General features: G+C 62.8%; 16 protein-coding genes. 11 read left to right on the forward strand and 5 right to left on the reverse strand.

Annotated elements, in window-relative coordinates; genetic code table 11:
* Nucleotides 1-198: 198 nt before the first annotated feature.
* Entirely contained in the window at nt 199-549 is a 351-nt protein-coding gene (locus E4Q23_RS01240) for a cytochrome c oxidase subunit II transmembrane domain-containing protein (protein ID WP_248595174.1), read from the reverse strand.
* 18 nt (nt 550-567) lie between these two features.
* Complete coding sequence (locus E4Q23_RS01245; RefSeq protein ID WP_169064948.1) at nt 568-1,056, reverse strand: DUF2244 domain-containing protein; 489 nt, start codon at nt 1,054-1,056, stop codon at nt 568-570.
* Between the two features lie 444 nt (nt 1,057-1,500).
* Between E4Q23_RS01245 and coxB the strand changes: the two genes are divergently transcribed.
* From coxB to E4Q23_RS01270, 6 genes are read left to right on the forward strand one after another with little or no spacing between them, the layout of a single operon-like run.
* Entirely contained in the window at nt 1,501-2,670 is a 1,170-nt protein-coding gene (gene coxB / locus E4Q23_RS01250; protein ID WP_169064949.1) for a cytochrome c oxidase subunit II, read from the forward strand.
* A 31-nt stretch (nt 2,671-2,701) separates the two neighbouring features.
* On the forward strand, nt 2,702-4,312 hold the full coding sequence (ctaD, locus tag E4Q23_RS01255) for a cytochrome c oxidase subunit I (RefSeq protein ID WP_169064950.1): 1,611 nt from the start codon (nt 2,702-2,704) through the stop codon (nt 4,310-4,312).
* The gene (locus tag E4Q23_RS23230) at nt 4,309-4,425 is read left to right on the forward strand and encodes a cytochrome oxidase small assembly protein (RefSeq protein ID WP_211203579.1); all 117 of its coding nucleotides are present in this window, start codon (nt 4,309-4,311) and stop codon (nt 4,423-4,425) included. Before ctaD ends, E4Q23_RS23230 begins: the two co-directional genes overlap by 4 nt.
* Nucleotides 4,422-4,991, forward strand: coding sequence for a cytochrome c oxidase assembly protein (locus E4Q23_RS01260; protein WP_291998358.1), 570 nt, complete (start codon nt 4,422-4,424; stop codon nt 4,989-4,991). The genes E4Q23_RS23230 and E4Q23_RS01260 overlap by 4 nt, the downstream gene beginning before the upstream one ends.
* Before the next feature lie 3 nt (nt 4,992-4,994).
* A complete protein-coding gene (locus E4Q23_RS01265; protein WP_169064951.1) occupies nt 4,995-5,207 on the forward strand; it encodes a DUF2970 domain-containing protein in 213 nt (70 codons plus the stop codon).
* 59 nt (nt 5,208-5,266) lie between these two features.
* A complete protein-coding gene (locus tag E4Q23_RS01270) occupies nt 5,267-6,121 on the forward strand; it encodes a cytochrome c oxidase subunit 3 (protein WP_169064952.1) in 855 nt (284 codons plus the stop codon).
* A 76-nt stretch (nt 6,122-6,197) separates the two neighbouring features.
* Here E4Q23_RS01270 and E4Q23_RS01275 read toward each other — a convergent pair whose 3' ends face one another.
* Nucleotides 6,198-6,389, reverse strand: a complete 192-nt coding sequence (locus tag E4Q23_RS01275; RefSeq protein ID WP_169064953.1) for a twin transmembrane helix small protein — start codon at nt 6,387-6,389, stop codon at nt 6,198-6,200.
* A 77-nt stretch (nt 6,390-6,466) separates the two neighbouring features.
* On the opposite strand from E4Q23_RS01275, the gene E4Q23_RS01280 reads away from it, so the two are divergent.
* Nucleotides 6,467-7,165, forward strand: a complete 699-nt coding sequence (locus E4Q23_RS01280; protein ID WP_169064954.1) for an SURF1 family protein — start codon at nt 6,467-6,469, stop codon at nt 7,163-7,165.
* On the forward strand, nt 7,162-7,791 hold the full coding sequence (locus tag E4Q23_RS01285) for a hypothetical protein (protein ID WP_169064955.1): 630 nt from the start codon (nt 7,162-7,164) through the stop codon (nt 7,789-7,791). The genes E4Q23_RS01280 and E4Q23_RS01285 overlap by 4 nt, the downstream gene beginning before the upstream one ends.
* Here E4Q23_RS01285 and E4Q23_RS01290 read toward each other — a convergent pair.
* Nucleotides 7,781-9,064, reverse strand: coding sequence for a DUF1615 family protein (locus tag E4Q23_RS01290; protein ID WP_336511580.1), 1,284 nt, complete (start codon nt 9,062-9,064; stop codon nt 7,781-7,783). The genes E4Q23_RS01285 and E4Q23_RS01290 overlap by 11 nt on opposite strands.
* 1 nt (nt 9,065) lies before the next feature.
* Nucleotides 9,066-10,850, reverse strand: a complete 1,785-nt coding sequence (locus E4Q23_RS01295; RefSeq protein WP_169064956.1) for a gamma-glutamyltransferase family protein — start codon at nt 10,848-10,850, stop codon at nt 9,066-9,068.
* Between the two features lie 136 nt (nt 10,851-10,986).
* On the opposite strand from E4Q23_RS01295, the gene E4Q23_RS01300 reads away from it, so the two are divergent.
* Genes E4Q23_RS01300 through E4Q23_RS01310 form a run of 3 tightly spaced genes read left to right on the forward strand, consistent with a single transcriptional unit; the run spans nt 10,987 to nt 15,498 of the window.
* Entirely contained in the window at nt 10,987-12,018 is a 1,032-nt protein-coding gene (locus E4Q23_RS01300; RefSeq protein ID WP_169064957.1) for an efflux RND transporter periplasmic adaptor subunit, read from the forward strand.
* 4 nt (nt 12,019-12,022) lie between these two features.
* Nucleotides 12,023-15,256, forward strand: a complete 3,234-nt coding sequence (locus tag E4Q23_RS01305; protein WP_169064958.1) for an efflux RND transporter permease subunit — start codon at nt 12,023-12,025, stop codon at nt 15,254-15,256.
* On the forward strand, nt 15,253-15,498 hold the full coding sequence (locus E4Q23_RS01310) for a YgaP family membrane protein (protein ID WP_169064959.1): 246 nt from the start codon (nt 15,253-15,255) through the stop codon (nt 15,496-15,498). The genes E4Q23_RS01305 and E4Q23_RS01310 overlap by 4 nt, the downstream gene beginning before the upstream one ends.
* Nucleotides 15,499-15,530: the final 32 nt, after the last annotated feature.

The following is a 15,530-nucleotide window of genomic DNA, read 5'->3' on the forward strand; positions in this document are numbered from 1 at the left end:
CTCCCGCAGGGGCGAGAAGGGGGGTTCGTGAGTCGCGTACGCGATTTTGACATTCAAGCCATCGTCCAGCGTGCGTGTCGCTCGCGACCATGCGCGGGCCACGGCACTGGCGAATCATGCCATCACCGAGGGAATCAGTCACCTGCCTGCCGGGTAGGGTCTTTCATTGACAACGATCTGGCGCGATGGCCGGCCCGTTCAGCCAGCAAAGTGGAGACTGAACAGAACGTAGTCGACGAATAGCAGAATGGCGAACGGAACCATCGCCCACAGCCACTGCACCGTTCCGGTTGGCCCCGCAAACCTGTTCACCTGATCGCCACTGCCTTTGCGGTGCTTGGCCATCGAGTAGATGGTGATCGCAAAGATCACCACGAAGAGCACGGTAAGGAAAACCATGAAATAACCGTGCATCGGCAGCGGTTCACGGCCGGCCGCCGTAGCGAACGCAGTACTGGCGGTCGAATCAGCGCGCGCCAGTGCGGGAACTGCTGCCGTAAGCAGGCCCGACCAGAAAACCTTCGCCCGCAGGCAGAAACGGTGCAGCATCTTCAAAAAACGCTCTCCTCAGAGAGTTCTCTCCGGCCGCAGCGCGCCCAGGTTCTTCTTCAGCTCGTTGCCGAGCGCCCTCTTTTGTTCTTCCGACAGCCAGCGGCCGACTTCGACTTCCTTGCCATGTGAGCGGATCAGCAGGCGCTGCTGCTGTCCCGGAGGCTGATCAAACTGCAACTGCGCCCAGTATGGATGGAAAGCGTGGCGCTGCAGCAGTGTGCCGCGGCGTGTCTCTATCGTCAGGAGCTCCGCTTCGAGGGTGATTCTCTCGAAATCCTCGGTGGTCGCGTCGATCTGTCGCAGGGCCCACCACAGCAGAGCCAGCTCAAGTCCGGTAAACGGCAGGATCGGCCAGGCGCCGAAATACGAGAAAGTGATAGCGATGGCAGCCAACCAGGTAGCAGTGGCCAGAAACACCCACTTGCGTTCGCTAACCGACAGCGAGTAGTCGCGGCGGGCCTCCCAAGTTTGCGCTGTCGCTGTCCGTGCCGCAACCACGCTCATCGATTCCTCCCGAATGCTCAGGGCCCAGGAGCGTCCCAGCGGGGCTTGACGCAGGTCAAGGTATCAAGCGCGAAATTCTACCACGGGGCCCGGCGCACTTGGCAAGGCGAACGTCCAACTGGATGATTCTACGCGCCTTCATAGTGTGTTGCGCGGCCTTGCCGTGGGTTTGGCCGCGCCTTTCGCCAGGCGCAGCCGGTGGACGCACTGTTTCGCCCGGCGGTCGGTCATGGGTCGCAGAGAGGCGGCTGTCGCGCGGGAGGTCGCCATTTTTTCGGTTGAACATTGATCCATATCAAGTGGAGTGTGTTAACCTCCGCGCTTGGTAAGACACTGGAACGGAGCCCGCTCGGGTTCATTTTGGTACGTTTTCGAGAAGGTCAGGGGCTGGCGCCTAGGTTCTGCCACACGGCGGGCGCGGGAGTTGGCGGGGAAAGGGAGAAAATGGCACGAAACTCAAACAGCAATCGCGACAGCAATCGTCTGCGACGTGGAACCACCGGGCTGTTCATTGCCGGATTACTCGGCTTGTTCAGCAGCGCTGCGAACGCCGCATGGGAACTCAATCTGCAGGAGCCGGTCACCGCTGTTGCTCGCCGCGTCTACGAACTGCACACCCTCCTGTTGTGGGTGATCGTGGTCATTTTCGTCGGCGTTTTCGCGGTCGTCGCTTATTCACTCGTTTATCACCGCAAGTCCAAGGGCCACAAGGCGGCCACTTTTCACGACAACACGACCGTCGAACTGGCGTGGACCATCGTGCCGGCGCTGATCCTGGTGGCGATTGCCTTCCCGGCGACCTCGGCCCTGGTCGACATGCGCGACACTTCGGAGCCCGATCTGACGGTCAAGGTGACGGGCTATCAGTGGAAGTGGGGTTACGAATACCTCACTGGCGATGCGGCCGGGGTCAAGTACATGAGTGTGCTGTCCACCCCGCGTGAGCAAATCGAGAACAAGGCTCCCAAGGGAGAGCACTATCTGCTCGAGGTCGATCGCCCGCTGGTGGTGCCGGTCGGCAAGAAAATACGCATTCTCACCACCGCCAACGACGTGATTCACAACTGGTCGGTGCCGGCCTTCGCCGTCAAGACCGACGCCGTGCCGGGCTTCCTGCGCGACACCTGGTTCCGGGCCGAGAAAGAAGGCACCTATCGCGGCCAGTGCTCCGAGCTTTGCGGCAAGGACCACGGATTCATGCCGGTGGTTGTCGAGGTTGTCTCCGAGGAAAAATACGCGGCCTGGGTTGGCGAGCAGAAGCAGCAGCTGGCTGCCGTCGCCGAAGATCCGAACAAGGTCTGGACGCTTGATGAACAGCTTGCCCTTGGTGAGAAGGTCTACACCACCAACTGTGCGGCCTGCCACCAGGCAAACGGCGAGGGATTGCCACCGGCGTTCCCCGCGCTGGATGGCTCTGCGGTTGCCAAGGGGCCACAGGCAGCGCACATCGAGATGGTTCTCAAAGGCAAGGCCGGCACCGCCATGGCCGCCTTCGCAGAACAGTTGAGCGACACCGATATCGCCGCCGTTGTTGCCTACGAGCGCAACGCATGGAGCAACAAGCTCGGTGAACTCATCCAGCCCGCCGAAGTCAAGGCGCTTCGCGGCAAGTAATCGCGCCACAGGCCATCAGGAGAATCTGATTATGCAAGCCACGTCACACACCGGTTACGCCGGCCACCATGACCACGATAGCCACGGGCACCCGACGGGCTGGAAGCGCTGGGTGACCACCACCAATCACAAGGACATCGGTTCGATGTACCTGTGGTTCAGCTTCGTGATGTTCCTCGTCGGCGGCGCGATGTCGCTGATCATTCGCGCCGAGCTCTTTACGCCGGGACTGCAATACGTCTCGCCGGAGTTCTACAACCAGATGCTCACGCTGCATGCGCTGATCATGGTCTTTGGCGCGATCATGCCGGCCTTCGTCGGTTTCGCCAACTGGATGATCCCGATGATGATCGGGGCCTCGGACATGGCCTTCGCGCGGATGAACAACTGGAGTTTCTGGTTGTTGCCGCCGGCCGCGATCCTCTTGACGGCCTCGATCTTCGTTCCCGGCGGCGCCGCCGGTACCGGCTGGACCTTGTACCCGCCGCTGTCGATCCAGATGGGCATGGGCATGGATATGGCCATTTTTGCGGTGCACATCCTCGGCATGTCGTCGATCATGGGTTCGATCAACATCGTCACCACCATCCTCAACATGCGCACGCCCGGCATGACGCTGATGAAAATGCCGCTGTTCTGCTGGACCTGGCTGGTCACGGCCTTCCTGCTGATTGCCTCGATGCCCATCCTGGCCGGTGCGGTGACCATGCTGTTGACCGACCGCCACTTCGGCACCAGCTTCTTCAGCGCTGCCGGTGGCGGTGATCCGGTTCTCTTCCAGCACATCTTCTGGTTCTTCGGCCACCCCGAGGTGTACATCATCGCCTTGCCGGCCTTTGGCGTCGTCTCGCATGTGATCCCGGCCTTCTCGCGCAAGCCGCTGTTTGGCTATGTCTCGATGGTCTATGCGATTGCCGCGATCGGCTTGATCTCCTTCTTCGTCTGGGCGCACCACATGTACGTGACCGGCATTCCGCTGACCGGCCAGCTGTACTTCATGTACGCGACGATGCTGATCGCGGTGCCGACCGGGGTGAAGGTGTTCAACTGGGTCACCACCATGTGGCGTGGCTCGCTGACTTTCGAAACACCGATGCTGTTTGCGCTGGGTTTCCTGGTGTTGTTCACCATCGGCGGGCTGACTGGCCTGGTGCTGGCGATGACCGCGGTGGACATCCAGTTGCAGGACACCTATTACGTTGTCGCTCACTTCCACTACGTGATGGTTGCTGGTGCTCTCTTCTCCGCTTACGCCGGCCTGTATTACTGGCTGCCGAAGTGGACCGGGCACATGTACAACGAAACGCTCGGCAAGTGGCATTTCTGGCTGTCGATGGTCTTCTTCAACATCGCTTTCTTCCCGCAGCACTTCCTCGGCCTGGCCGGCATGCCGCGACGGATTCCGGACTATGCGCAGCAGTTCGCTGATTTCAACGTCATTTCCGGCATCGGCGCCTTCGGCTTCGGCTTCAGCCAGCTGCTGGTCCTGGTCATCGTCATTCAGACCGTCAGGGGCGGCGCTCGCGCGTCGAGTCGACCCTGGGATGGAGCGCACGGGCTGGAGTGGACGGTGCCTTCGCCAGCGCCCTACCATACCTTTGAAGACCCGCCGCATTTTGATCAGGCCGAGGCGCACGGATGACGCGTGATCCGTCACGAAATCACAGCAACCGGCGCATCGCGATCGGTCTGGGTCTGTTCGCGGCCGCTGTTTTTCTGAGCTTCATCATCCGGCAGTGGCTGGGCAACACGTGAATCCTGTGCTGCACCCGCCGGCGGCGGTGACTACCCGGTCGCCGTCGCGGAGCGGAAAAAACCGGCGCCTGGTCTTGATCCTGCTGACGATAGTGGTCGGCAGCCTGCTTTTCGTATCGGTGCAGCCGGGCCTGTACAAGGCTTTTTGCGAGTGGACAGGGCTTTATGATATTGATCGTGCGCAGGAAATCTCTGCGTCAGCGATCCCGGGTCGTCCGGTGACCCTGCAGTTCGATGCCAACAGTCATGACGGGGCTCTGCTTTTCCGTCCCCAGACGCCGATTCTGCCGGCCAAGACCGGCGATATCGTGCATGTCGTGTATCGCGTCGAGAACACGCGCGACTACACGGTGATTGGCCAGGCGGTGCCCAGTTACGGTCCGCAGTACGCGGGTAACTATGTCAAGAAGCTGGATTGCTTTTGCTTCAAGCAGCAGACTTTTGCGCCGCGCGAAGTGCGCGAAATGCCGGTCGTCTTCTTCCTGGATACCCGGCTGCCCGAAGAGGTGAACACGGTTACGCTTTCGTATACTTTTTTCGAGGTGCCGGTAGAAAGCCGGAAGTGAGCGATGCCGCGATCCGCTACGCAGGCGGCGAAAAGCCGACGTTTCAGCACCATTCGCACGGTTGCCTGGGCTCTGCTCGGCATCCGCGGGCACCGGCCGCACGAGCACGATGCAGAACCCTTGTCACCGTTGCAGATTTTGATCACCGCGCTGGTTTTCATGCTGGTTTTTGTGCTGGTGCTGGTGAGTGTCGCAATTTACATCAGTCGTCAGTAGACGGACGCATCAACGCAGTAACCGGGCAATAACGATAATATGATCTGGAGGAAGTCAAGATGAGTCATCCCGCATCCGCAAGCCGCTATTTTGTTCCCCAGCCGTCACACTGGCCGCTGGTTGGCTCGATAGCCCTGCTCCTGCTGGCTACCGGCGCCGTGCTGATGATGAACTCGGTGGCCAACGGCGGCTTCGTTCTTACGGGCGGCTTTGTCGTCCTGGCGATCATGCTTTTTGGCTGGTTTGGCCGCGTCATCGGCGAGTCAGAGGGGCAACGCTACAACCTTCAGGTCGATCGTTCGTTTCGTTGGGCAATGGGCTGGTTCATTTTCTCCGAAGTGATGTTCTTCGTCGCCTTCTTCGGTGCCCTGTTCTATATTCGCGTGCTGGCCATTCCCGACCTGGCGAGTCCCGAGCAGGCCGCCCTGTGGGAAGGCTTCCAGGATGCATGGCCAAGTGCCGGACCCGGGGCGAGCGATCCTTTTTCGCAGATGCACGCCTGGGGCATCCCGGCGGTCAATACCCTGCTGCTGCTGACTTCCGGCGCGACGCTGACCTGGGCGCACTGGGGGCTGATTGCCGAGAAGCGCACACAACTGATCATCGGGCTGCTGCTGACCATCGTGCTTGGCGTGATCTTTCTTTCCTTCCAGGTGTATGAGTACGGTGTCGCCTACGCCGACCTGAACCTCAAGATGACGACCGGCGTGTATGGCTCGACCTTCTACATGCTCACCGGCTTCCACGGCTTCCACGTCACCCTCGGGGTGACGATGTTGACGGTGATTCTGTTTCGCGTCCTGAAGGGGCATTTCACTGCCGAGCGTCACTTCGCCTTTGAAGGCGTTGCCTGGTACTGGCACTTTGTCGATGTCGTCTGGCTCGGTCTATTCATCGTCATCTACTGGTTGTAAGAAGCTCCCGGTACGGGAACGGCGGCGCACCGAGGGTGCGTCGCGCTTCTTCCACCCAGCGCACATCAGGCGCCCGTTAAGCGCTAACCCAGCCAAACCGCTGCGAGGCGATGAGCAGCGCAAAGAGTGCAAAGGACAGACCAACGCGCAGGGAAAGTGCCTTGACCGCACGGGTCTTGCCCTGGCCCTGGTCGCGATAGATGAACACCAGGGCACTGCCAAGACTGGCGACGATGGTGATCAGCAGCAGTGCAACGATGATGTGCATCGAGTTTCCTCCAGAAAGCTCGTAGTCTACCGGACTCGCGACCTCATAGGACCCCGCCCGGGGCCAAGCGTTCTCTCATGTCGATCTCCCCGTTCAAGCGTCGCGCCCTGCGCCTGCTGCTGGTCAGCCTGCTGGTAATTGCCTGCCTGGTCATGGCGCGCTTCCAACTCTGGCGCGCGGAAACCCGCGGCGAGCGCTTCGAACGCGAGCAGGCGGCGATGATCGCGACGCCCGTCGCCTTGTCGGCGCAGCAGCGCCAGCGCGACGAGTTGATCGATAGGGCGGCCACGGCGCGTGGTCACTGGCTGGCGGACAGGACGCTGTTTCTGGACAACAAGATCTATCGGAGCCGACCGGGCTATTATGTCCTCACCCCCTTGCGCCTGTCGGGCAGCGACGCCGTCGTGGTCGTCAATCGCGGCTGGATGGTGGCGCCACGGCTACGTTCTGATATTCCGTCCGTGCCGACGCCGGCTGGCGAGATCGAAGTGGCTGGTGTCACTCGCGGCTTTGAAACGAGGATCTTCGCGTTGCAGGAAAGCGAACCCGAAGGACCTCTCTGGCAACACCTGCGTGAAGCGGACTATCGTCAGCGCAGTGGTCTGGAGCCGCTGCCGGTCATCCTCCTGCAAACCAGCGGAGAAGGCGATGGTCTGGTCCGCGACTGGGGCAGTGCGGACAACCCCCGCACAAAACACTACGGCTACGCAGCGATGTGGCTGGTTTTCGCTCTCATGGCTGTAGCCTACGGCCTATTTGCATGGCAGAAGAAATGAGTACACCCCGACAGACGGTCGAGCCCGTCGACGAGCCTTCCCTTCCCACGACAGCGGCTGTGCGTGCTGCGCAGCGCAAGGGCCGCCTGACCCTGCTGGCGATCGTTGCGGTGTGCGTGCTGCCGCTTCTCGCCGCCTTGTATTTTCGCTTCGTTTCGCCGCCAGAGACCGCAGCGATGGTCGGTCAACCGCTGGCTGAGCCGCTGGCGCTGCCTTTCGAAATGCTGCAGGGCTGGGACGGCGCAGTCCTGGAACACCCCGAAGTCAGCGGCAAGTGGCTGGCGATTTTTGCGGCCCCTGGCAGTTGCGATGAGCGCTGCCAACACACGCTCTATCTGACCCGGCAGGCGCGCACGGCGCAGGGGCGCAATATGGCACGCCTGGAACGTCTGTGGCTGATTACCGATGGCACGACGCCGGCGGCAGAGCTGCTGGCGGCTCACCCGGACCTGCTGTTGGTCAAGGCCAGCAAGGCCAGCGATACGCAACTGCTGGCGCTTCTCGGGGGCGCCGAAGGCCGCAAGATAAACCTCGTGGATCGCCGCGGTTTTCTCGTCTTCCGCTATCCGGATGATGCTGACCCCAAGGGTTTCATTCGCGAACTCGGAAAGCTGATCAAGTTCTGAGTGCTGCTTCCGGGCTGTCGTGTTGAGCGCCTTTGCTCAAGCTTCCCTCCGTTCCAGGCAGCTGCGGTAGCGGCTGTCGACGCGTCTGGCGAACCACTCGGTGGTCAGCGGGCGGGTGATCTTGGGGCTTTTCAGTCTGATGCTCGGGAGCGCTTCCCTGGGCCATTTTTTTTTTGCCCGCCGCATCGGCAAGCGTGAACAGCCGGCTGTAGAGCGGCGACTGTTCAAAGGCGACGCTCTTCTCGAGCCGGAGATCGTTCTCGATCTCGGCCGCAGTCAACTGCAAGCGCGCTCGCAAAGCCAGGAGCGCACGCAGCGTGTCGCTGGCTTCGGCGGCGGGTTTGCCGTTCTTGTAGCGCAACAGGTCGCCGTCGAGCGCCAGCCGCTGGCCGCCAAGGCCTGCCACGGCAGCCTGGAAAGCGGCGTTACGGCTACTGTAGCGGCCGGCGTTGAAGTCGGCGAAGCGGTAGAGCATCTGGCTGTAACTGCTTGGGTAGTCGAGCAGAATGGCAATTCCGAAATAGACGCCACCGCGACGGCTGAAGACCTCGTCCCGCACACTGCCCTGGCGCGGATAGGGGTAGCGGCGCTGGCCGACCTGCTCTTCGGCAAACTCGACACTAACCTGCATCGGACCGCCGGTGCGCACCGGGTTGTAGCCCGCAAACAAGGCCTTGCCGCCGGGAAGTTCCGAAATCATGTCGTCGTAAAGCGTGTTCATCTGCTTCTCGGTGCGCAGGGCGTCGATGCGGACCTTGTAGCTGTTGCCATCCGGGGATGTTTTGCTTACCGCCAGGTCGAGAACTAGCTGCGGGATGGCGTACTTCTTGCGGCGCCGCTCGAGCTCCGTCCAGACGATGCGCGACAGGCCGGGAACCGACGGATCTGCCTGAAAACTCGATTCCTGAGCAATGACCGACACCACTGCGCAGAGATTTTCGCCTGTCGGTGGAAGTCGCAGCGCAGCGAAAGCGGCAAAGATATCCGCCGCCCAGCCGGCGCGATCGGCGATCTGGTTGGGTAGCAGGCGGCTGACCAGCGCACGGCCTTCGAGTTCGTCGGGGTAAGGGGTAGGCTGCGGCCGCGCCAAGGGCGGCGCTGGCGGCACTTGGCGTGGGCTGCTCGCTGGCGCGGCTGATGGTGATTGCGCTTCGCGTGGCACTGGCGCCGGCCGAGATTCGTAGCCGCTGTCAGTGGCGCAGCCGGCGAGGGTGGCCGCGATCAGCCACAGGCACCCTGGCGCGTGCCAGGTGGTCGGAGCGCAGATGCTCACCCTACTCGCCCATCACGCGGCCCTCGCGACGCGGGTCAGCGCCGCCGATGTAAGCGCCCTGGCGTTTCTGGATTGCCTGTACGCCGCTGCTCAAACCGATCTCCTTGACCGTGTGGCCCCTCGCTTGCAGGGCGCCTACATAGTCCGGCGAAAAGCGCTGTTCCTCGAGCAGGGTCGGGCCGTTCAGCGAGCCGAAATTGGGCAGGTTGATCGCTTCTTGTGGCGTCAGTCCCCAATTGAGCGTTCCATAAAGCAGCTTGGCAGTGTAGTGGATGATCATCGCCCCGCCCGGCGAGCCGCCGCTCATCAGCAGTTCACCGCTGTCGTTGTCGAATACCAGGGTCGGGCTCATCGACGAGCGCGGACGCTTGCCTGGCTCGACGCGGTTGGCGATCGGCGTGCCGTTGCTGTCGGTCGGCAGAAAGGAAAAATCGGTGAGCTGGTTGTTGAGCAAGAAACCGCGCACCATCTGGCGCGCGCCAAAGGCGTCCTCGATACTGCTGGTCATGGCCACGGCCTTACCGTCGGCGTCCACGACGCTGATATGCGACGTGCCGTACTCGACCTGCTCGGGCATCGGCGCAAAACTGGCTCGCAGTGGTGTCGGCGAACCCGCCGTGGCGACTTTCATGCTCTGCGCACCGATCAGGCGTGCTCTCGCGGCCAGGTAGTCCGGCCTGATCAGCGAATCCCAACTGCCGGCCGGTGCGGCCACGAAGTCCGGATCGGCGATGTACCTGGCACGATCGGCGAAGGCCAGACGCGAGGCTTCCGTGTAGTAGTGCATCCAGAGGGGATCTTCGAAGCGCAGAAAGGGCGCGCGCGTGCGGTTGAGAATCCCCAGGATCTGGGCGATGGTGATCTCACCGGAACTTGGTGGCGGGAAGCCGCAGATGCGGTAACGGCGCGGCGGCAAGGCCGCCCGCGGCTCGTAGGTCGCGCATAGCGGTGCCCGCCGCTTCGCCTGGTAGCCCGCCATGTCGGCCATGCTCAGCTGACCAGGATTATCCGGATGGTCACGCACCCGCGTGACCACCGCCTGCGCGACCTCGCCTTCGTAGAAGGCTTGCGAGCCTTCGCTGGCAATGCGCCGCAAGACCGCTGCCAGTTCAGTGTTGCGCAGGATTGTCCCTACTGCGTGCGGTTCGCCGTCGCGCTCGTAGAAGTAGGGGCCGGCCTTGGGGTCCTTACGCAGATCGCGTTCAGTCTTGAGCAGCGTGTACAGGCGCAGGCCAAGCGGAAAACCCTCCTCGGCGAGGGCGATCGCTGGCGCGAAAAGACGCGCCCAGGGAAGGCGGCCGTAGTCGGCGTGGGCCATTTCGAGCATCCGCACAGTGCCGGGAACGCCGACCGCGCGGCCGCCGACCACCGCTTCGCGAAAAGCCATTGGCGTGCCGTCGGCTTTCATGAACAGCGTCTGGCTGACGCTTGCCGGTGCCGTCTCGCGGCCATCAAAAGCAACGACCTCACGACCATCGTAGTGCAACAGGAAAGCGCCGCCACCGATGCCGCTCGACTGCGGTTCGACCAGCGTCAGCACCATCTGCGCGGCGATCGCGGCATCGACTGCCGAGCCGCCCGCTTGCAGGATTTCCAGGCCGGCCTTGCTGGCCAGCGGATGCGCCGTGGCAACGGCGAAGCGTTGGCCATTCCAGCCCGGCTGGTGGGTCGCCTCTGAGGCGCCTTCCGGCTGATTCAGCCCGGCGTGGGAGATGCCGCTGGAGGGTGCGTGCGAGCAGCCGACGGCGAGCAAAGCCGCGAGGAGAGCAAAGGGGACGAGTTTCATGGTGGCAGGCCGGTGGACAGACCAGCGCTTTGTCTCATTGAAGACGGGCCAGCGTCAAGGGGGAAGGCAAGTCGATGCGCTTGCGCAAGCGCTGCGCCCCTTGTCCCGCAATCTATATCAGTATATGCTTATGCACATGATGAGAGCTCCTGGAACCCGACCCTCCTGGTGGCATGCGCTGCTGGCCAGTGTGATTGCCGTCGCCTCCCTTGCCGTGCACGCGCAAGCCTTGCCGACTCTTGTTGTCGAGCCGCATTTGGTCGAGCTGACGCTGCCCGCCGAGGCCCTGGTCGAGGCGGTCAATCAGGCAACCCTGGCGGCGCAGGTGTCGGGGCGGGTCGTCGAAGTGCGGATCGATGCCGGGCAGGCGGTGCGCAAGGGCGATCTGCTGATGAAGATCGACGCCCGTGAGGCCAAGGAAGCTGCGGCCGCCGCCGCGGCCGTGTTCGGCAATGCGCGCGCGCACTACCAGCGCACCCTGGGCCTGCGTCAGCAGGGCTTCGTCAGCCAGGCAGCGGTGGACAAGGCGAAAGCCGATTTTGACGCCGCACAGGCGGCAGCTGCGCAAGCTGCGGTGAGCGTGGAGCATGCGACGGTGTACGCGCCGATCTCCGGGATCGTCGCCGCGCGCTTGACCGAACTCGGTGAGATGGCGGCGCCCGGCCGGCCGCTGTTGACCATCCACGATCCGAATGGCCTGCGGGTCACCGCCAGCATCCCGCAATATCAGCTGCCGCAAATGCGCGCGGTCAGACAAGCGCGCGTCGAATTTCCCGAACTTGGCAAGTGGGTGGACGCCAGCAGTGTCACCGTGCTGCCGACCGCCGACGCCGCGACGCACGTCTCACCGGTACGGGTTGGCCTACCCGCTGGCGTCAGCGAGCTTGCCGATGTCGTTCCCGGCATGCACGCACGGGTGCACTTCGTCATTGGCCGGGCAAGCAAGCTCACCGTGCCGCAGGCCGCTGTCGTCAGGCGTGGCGCGGTGACTGCCGTTTATGTCCAGAATCAGGACGCTGTGCTGTCCTTGCGCCAGCTGCGCCTTGGCGAAAGCGTTGGCGTTGGTGAGATCGAAGTGCTCTCCGGTTTGCACGCTGGCGAGCACGTCGTTCTCGACCCGGTAAAAGCGGCCATCGCCCTGAAGTCGGCGAAGCTGCGGGGAGAGTAGGGTAATGGGTGTTTCCGGCCGCATCGCCCGTTTCTTTGCCAGCTCGCAGATGACGCCCTTGCTGGCGCTGGTCGCGCTGTTGATGGGCGTTTTTGCCACCCTGGTCACGCCGCGCGAGGAAGAGCCGCAGATCGACGTCACCATGGCCGACGTGTTCATCGCCTTTCCCGGTGCGTCGGTGCAGGACGTCGAGAATCTGGTGGCCACGCCCGCCGAACAGGTCTTGTCGCGAATGTCGGGCATCGAGCATGTGTACTCGGTGTCGCAACCGGGAATGGCGGTGATCACCGTGCAGTTCGAAGTCGGCGTCAAGTACAACGATGCCGTCGTGCGTCTTTATGACACCGTACATTCCAACCGCGACTGGCTGTCGCCTGATCTCGGCGTGCTCGAACCAGTGGTCAAACCGCGCGGCATCGATGATGTGCCTATCGTTTCGCTGACCTTCTGGAGCACAGACCCCGAGCGCTCGGCTTTCGATCTGCAACAGGTGGCGCGCGCAGCCGAAGTGGACTTCAAGCGAATCAAGGGAACGCGTGACGTGTCCACGCTCGGCGGTCCAGATCAGGTGCTGCGCGTGTCGATGGACAGTGAGCGCATGAACGCTTTTTCGGTGACCCCGCAGGATATTGCCGCCACCCTGCGCGCTGGTAACGCCCGCCAGTCGTCGGGAAGTCTGGTCGCCGAAAACCGCCAAGTCCTCGTCGAAACCGGCAGCTATCTCGAATCCGCCGCCGACGTCAGGCAACTGGTCGTTGCCGTGCGCGGCACTGGCAGTGAGCGCAAGCCGGTCTTCATTGGCGATGTCGCTGGCGTCGACGAAGGGCCCGATCAGCCGCGCCAGTACGTCTGGTTCGGCAATCGAGACGGCGAGTTTCCGGCAGTTACCGTGCAGGTTTCGAAGAAACCGGGGGTCAATGCCGCCGACGTCGCCAGCGCCGTCATCGCTCGTGCCGAGTCGCTCAAAGGCACGCTGATCCCGGCCGGCGTCGAAGTCACGACGACACGTAATTACGGCCAGACGGCGACCGACAAGGCACAGAAGTTGATCGGCAAGCTGGTCTTCGCTACCGCTTTCGTGGTCCTGCTGGTCTTCTTTGCGCTTGGCAAGCGTGAAGCGCTGATTGTCGGCGTGGCGGTCAGCCTGACTCTTGCCGCGACGCTGTTTGCCTCCTGGGCGTGGGGATTCACCCTCAATCGTGTTTCCCTGTTTGCCCTGATTTTCTCGATTGGCATCCTGGTCGACGACGCCATCGTCGTCGTCGAGAACATTCACCGCTGGCAGGCCTTGCAGCCTGGCAAGCCACTGCTCGAAATCATTCCGCTGGCGGTCGATGAAGTCGGTGGTCCGACGATTCTGGCCACTTTTACGGTCATCGCCGCGCTGTTGCCGATGGCTTTCGTGACCGGCCTGATGGGGCCGTACATGAGCCCGATTCCGATCAACTCGTCCCTCGGCATGTTCATCTCGCTGGCCGTTGCTTTTGTCGTCACCCCGTGGCTGGCCGCCCGGCTGCTGGCAAAGCCTCCGCAGGCTGCGCACTCGGCGGCTGGCGCTGCGCCGCACGCGGCGAGCGAGTCGCCAAGACCAAGCCGCCTCGAGCGCCTGTTTCGGCGCCTGCTGACACCGTTTCTCGATGCCCGGAAAGGTCGCGTGGCGCGCCGCTGGCTGTTGCTGGTCATCATGCTGCTGATCGCGGGCTCGCTGTTCCTGGCAGCGGTGCAGCTGGTGGTCCTGAAGATGTTGCCTTTCGACAACAAGAGCGAATTCCAGGTCGTGCTCGACATGCCGGTCGGTACACCGCTCGAGGAAACCGCGCGCGTACTGCACGAGCTCGGCGCCGAAGTCGCAAAAGTGCCGGAAGTGAGCAATTACCAGGCCTACGCTGGCACCGCCAGCCCGATCAACTTCAATGGGCTGGTCCGCCAGTATTACCTTCGTGCTGCTCCGGAACTGGGCGACCTGCAGGTCAATCTGGTCGACCACCAGCAGCGCGCCCGCAAGAGCCACGAGATCGCCATCTCGGTTCGTGACGCGATCGAAGCGATTGGCAAGCGCGCCGGTGGCCACGCCAAGGTCGTCGAAGTGCCGCCGGGGCCGCCGGTTCTCTCACCAATCGTCGCCGAGGTCTATGGGCCCGACTACCGCGGTCAGAGAGCGGTGGCCAAGGAGGTGCGCAAGGTGCTCGAAGGGACGCCGGACCTGGTGGCTATCGACGATTCGGTCAACGCCGGCGGCCAGCGCAGCGTCCTGCACGTTCTCCAGAACAAGGCGGCGCTGCTCGGTGTTGCGCAAAGCGACATTGTCGACGTCATAGGCATGGGCCTGGCTGGTGATGACGTCACGCCGGTGCACAACACCGGCTCGAAATACGAAATCCCGGTACGTCTGACCTTGCCAGCCGAGCAGCAGAGCACGCTAGACGCGCTGCTCAGGCTGCGCGTCCGCTCGCGCGATGGGCAGCTGGTGCCGGTTTCCGAACTTGTCGAGGTGCGCGAGATGGGGCGCGAGCAGGCGATCTACCACAAGAACCTGCTGCCGGTGGTGTATGTCGTCGCCGACATGGGCGGCAAGCTCGATTCGCCGCTCTACGGCATGTTCGCGGCGCGCAGCGAGATCGCCGGGCGCGCGCTGGAGGGGGTCGAACACGCGGCCGGCACGCTGGACGAGTGGTTCATCAAGCAGCCAAGTGCGCCGGACGCCTCGTACAGCATCAAATGGGACGGCGAGTGGCAGGTGACCTACGAGACGTTTCGCGACATGGGCATCGCCTACGGCGTCGGCCTGATCCTCATCTACCTGCTCGTCGTCGCGCACTTCAAGAGCTATCTCGTGCCGCTGATCATCATGGCGCCAATCCCGCTGACCATCATCGGCGTCATGCCGGGGCACGCCTTGCTCGGCAGCCAGTACACGGCGACCTCGATGATCGGCATGATTGCCCTGGCCGGGATCATCGTCCGCAACTCGATCCTGCTGGTCGACTTCATTCGTCAGCAAGTCGCTGCGGGAATGGAGCTGCGCGAAGCGATCGTCCAGTCCGCTTCGGTGCGCGCCAAACCGATCGCGCTGACCGGACTGGCGGCGATGCTCGGGGCGATGTTCATCCTCGACGACCCGATTTTCAACGGGCTGGCCATCAGCCTGATTTTCGGCATTTTCGTCTCCACCCTGCTGACTTTGGTGGTGATCCCGGTGTTGTACTACGCAGCCTTCAGAAAGGAGAATCAGACATGACCACCGATCGCGCCGTGCGTATCATGGCCGGCAGCTTCATCCTCATCTCGCTCGCCCTGGGCGTCGAAGCCAGCCCACTTTTCGTTTCGAAGCACTTCCTGTGGCTGACCACTTTCGTCGGCGCCAACCTCCTGCAGAGCGGCTTCACGCGCTTCTGTCCGGCCGAGAGCCTCATGGTCAAGCTCGGCCTGAAGCGGCTCGACGAAGCGTCCTGCAATCGCCCGGATTTGGGTCGCGGTTGAGGCGCGGAGCCAATGCAGCGGATACGACTTCT

Source organism: Candidatus Accumulibacter phosphatis, from assembly GCF_012939955.1.
Classification (GTDB): Bacteria; Pseudomonadota; Gammaproteobacteria; order Burkholderiales; family Rhodocyclaceae; genus Accumulibacter; species Accumulibacter delftensis.

What these genes read in the sequence shown, in the direction of transcription:
- E4Q23_RS01240 (WP_248595174.1), bottom strand. Translation starts at nt 549, where the DNA reads ATGCTGCACCGTTTCTGCCTGCGGGCGAAGGTTTTCTGGTCGGGCCTG.
- E4Q23_RS01245 (WP_169064948.1), bottom strand. Translation starts at nt 1,056, where the DNA reads ATGAGCGTGGTTGCGGCACGGACAGCGACAGCGCAAACTTGGGAGGCC.
- coxB (WP_169064949.1), top strand. Translation starts at nt 1,501, where the DNA reads ATGGCACGAAACTCAAACAGCAATCGCGACAGCAATCGTCTGCGACGT.
- ctaD (WP_169064950.1), top strand. Translation starts at nt 2,702, where the DNA reads ATGCAAGCCACGTCACACACCGGTTACGCCGGCCACCATGACCACGAT.
- E4Q23_RS23230 (WP_211203579.1), top strand. Translation starts at nt 4,309, where the DNA reads ATGACGCGTGATCCGTCACGAAATCACAGCAACCGGCGCATCGCGATC.
- E4Q23_RS01265 (WP_169064951.1), top strand. Translation starts at nt 4,995, where the DNA reads ATGCCGCGATCCGCTACGCAGGCGGCGAAAAGCCGACGTTTCAGCACC.
- E4Q23_RS01270 (WP_169064952.1), top strand. Translation starts at nt 5,267, where the DNA reads ATGAGTCATCCCGCATCCGCAAGCCGCTATTTTGTTCCCCAGCCGTCA.
- E4Q23_RS01275 (WP_169064953.1), bottom strand. Translation starts at nt 6,389, where the DNA reads ATGCACATCATCGTTGCACTGCTGCTGATCACCATCGTCGCCAGTCTT.
- E4Q23_RS01280 (WP_169064954.1), top strand. Translation starts at nt 6,467, where the DNA reads ATGTCGATCTCCCCGTTCAAGCGTCGCGCCCTGCGCCTGCTGCTGGTC.
- E4Q23_RS01285 (WP_169064955.1), top strand. Translation starts at nt 7,162, where the DNA reads ATGAGTACACCCCGACAGACGGTCGAGCCCGTCGACGAGCCTTCCCTT.
- E4Q23_RS01295 (WP_169064956.1), bottom strand. Translation starts at nt 10,850, where the DNA reads ATGAAACTCGTCCCCTTTGCTCTCCTCGCGGCTTTGCTCGCCGTCGGC.
- E4Q23_RS01300 (WP_169064957.1), top strand. Translation starts at nt 10,987, where the DNA reads ATGATGAGAGCTCCTGGAACCCGACCCTCCTGGTGGCATGCGCTGCTG.
- E4Q23_RS01305 (WP_169064958.1), top strand. Translation starts at nt 12,023, where the DNA reads ATGGGTGTTTCCGGCCGCATCGCCCGTTTCTTTGCCAGCTCGCAGATG.
- E4Q23_RS01310 (WP_169064959.1), top strand. Translation starts at nt 15,253, where the DNA reads ATGACCACCGATCGCGCCGTGCGTATCATGGCCGGCAGCTTCATCCTC.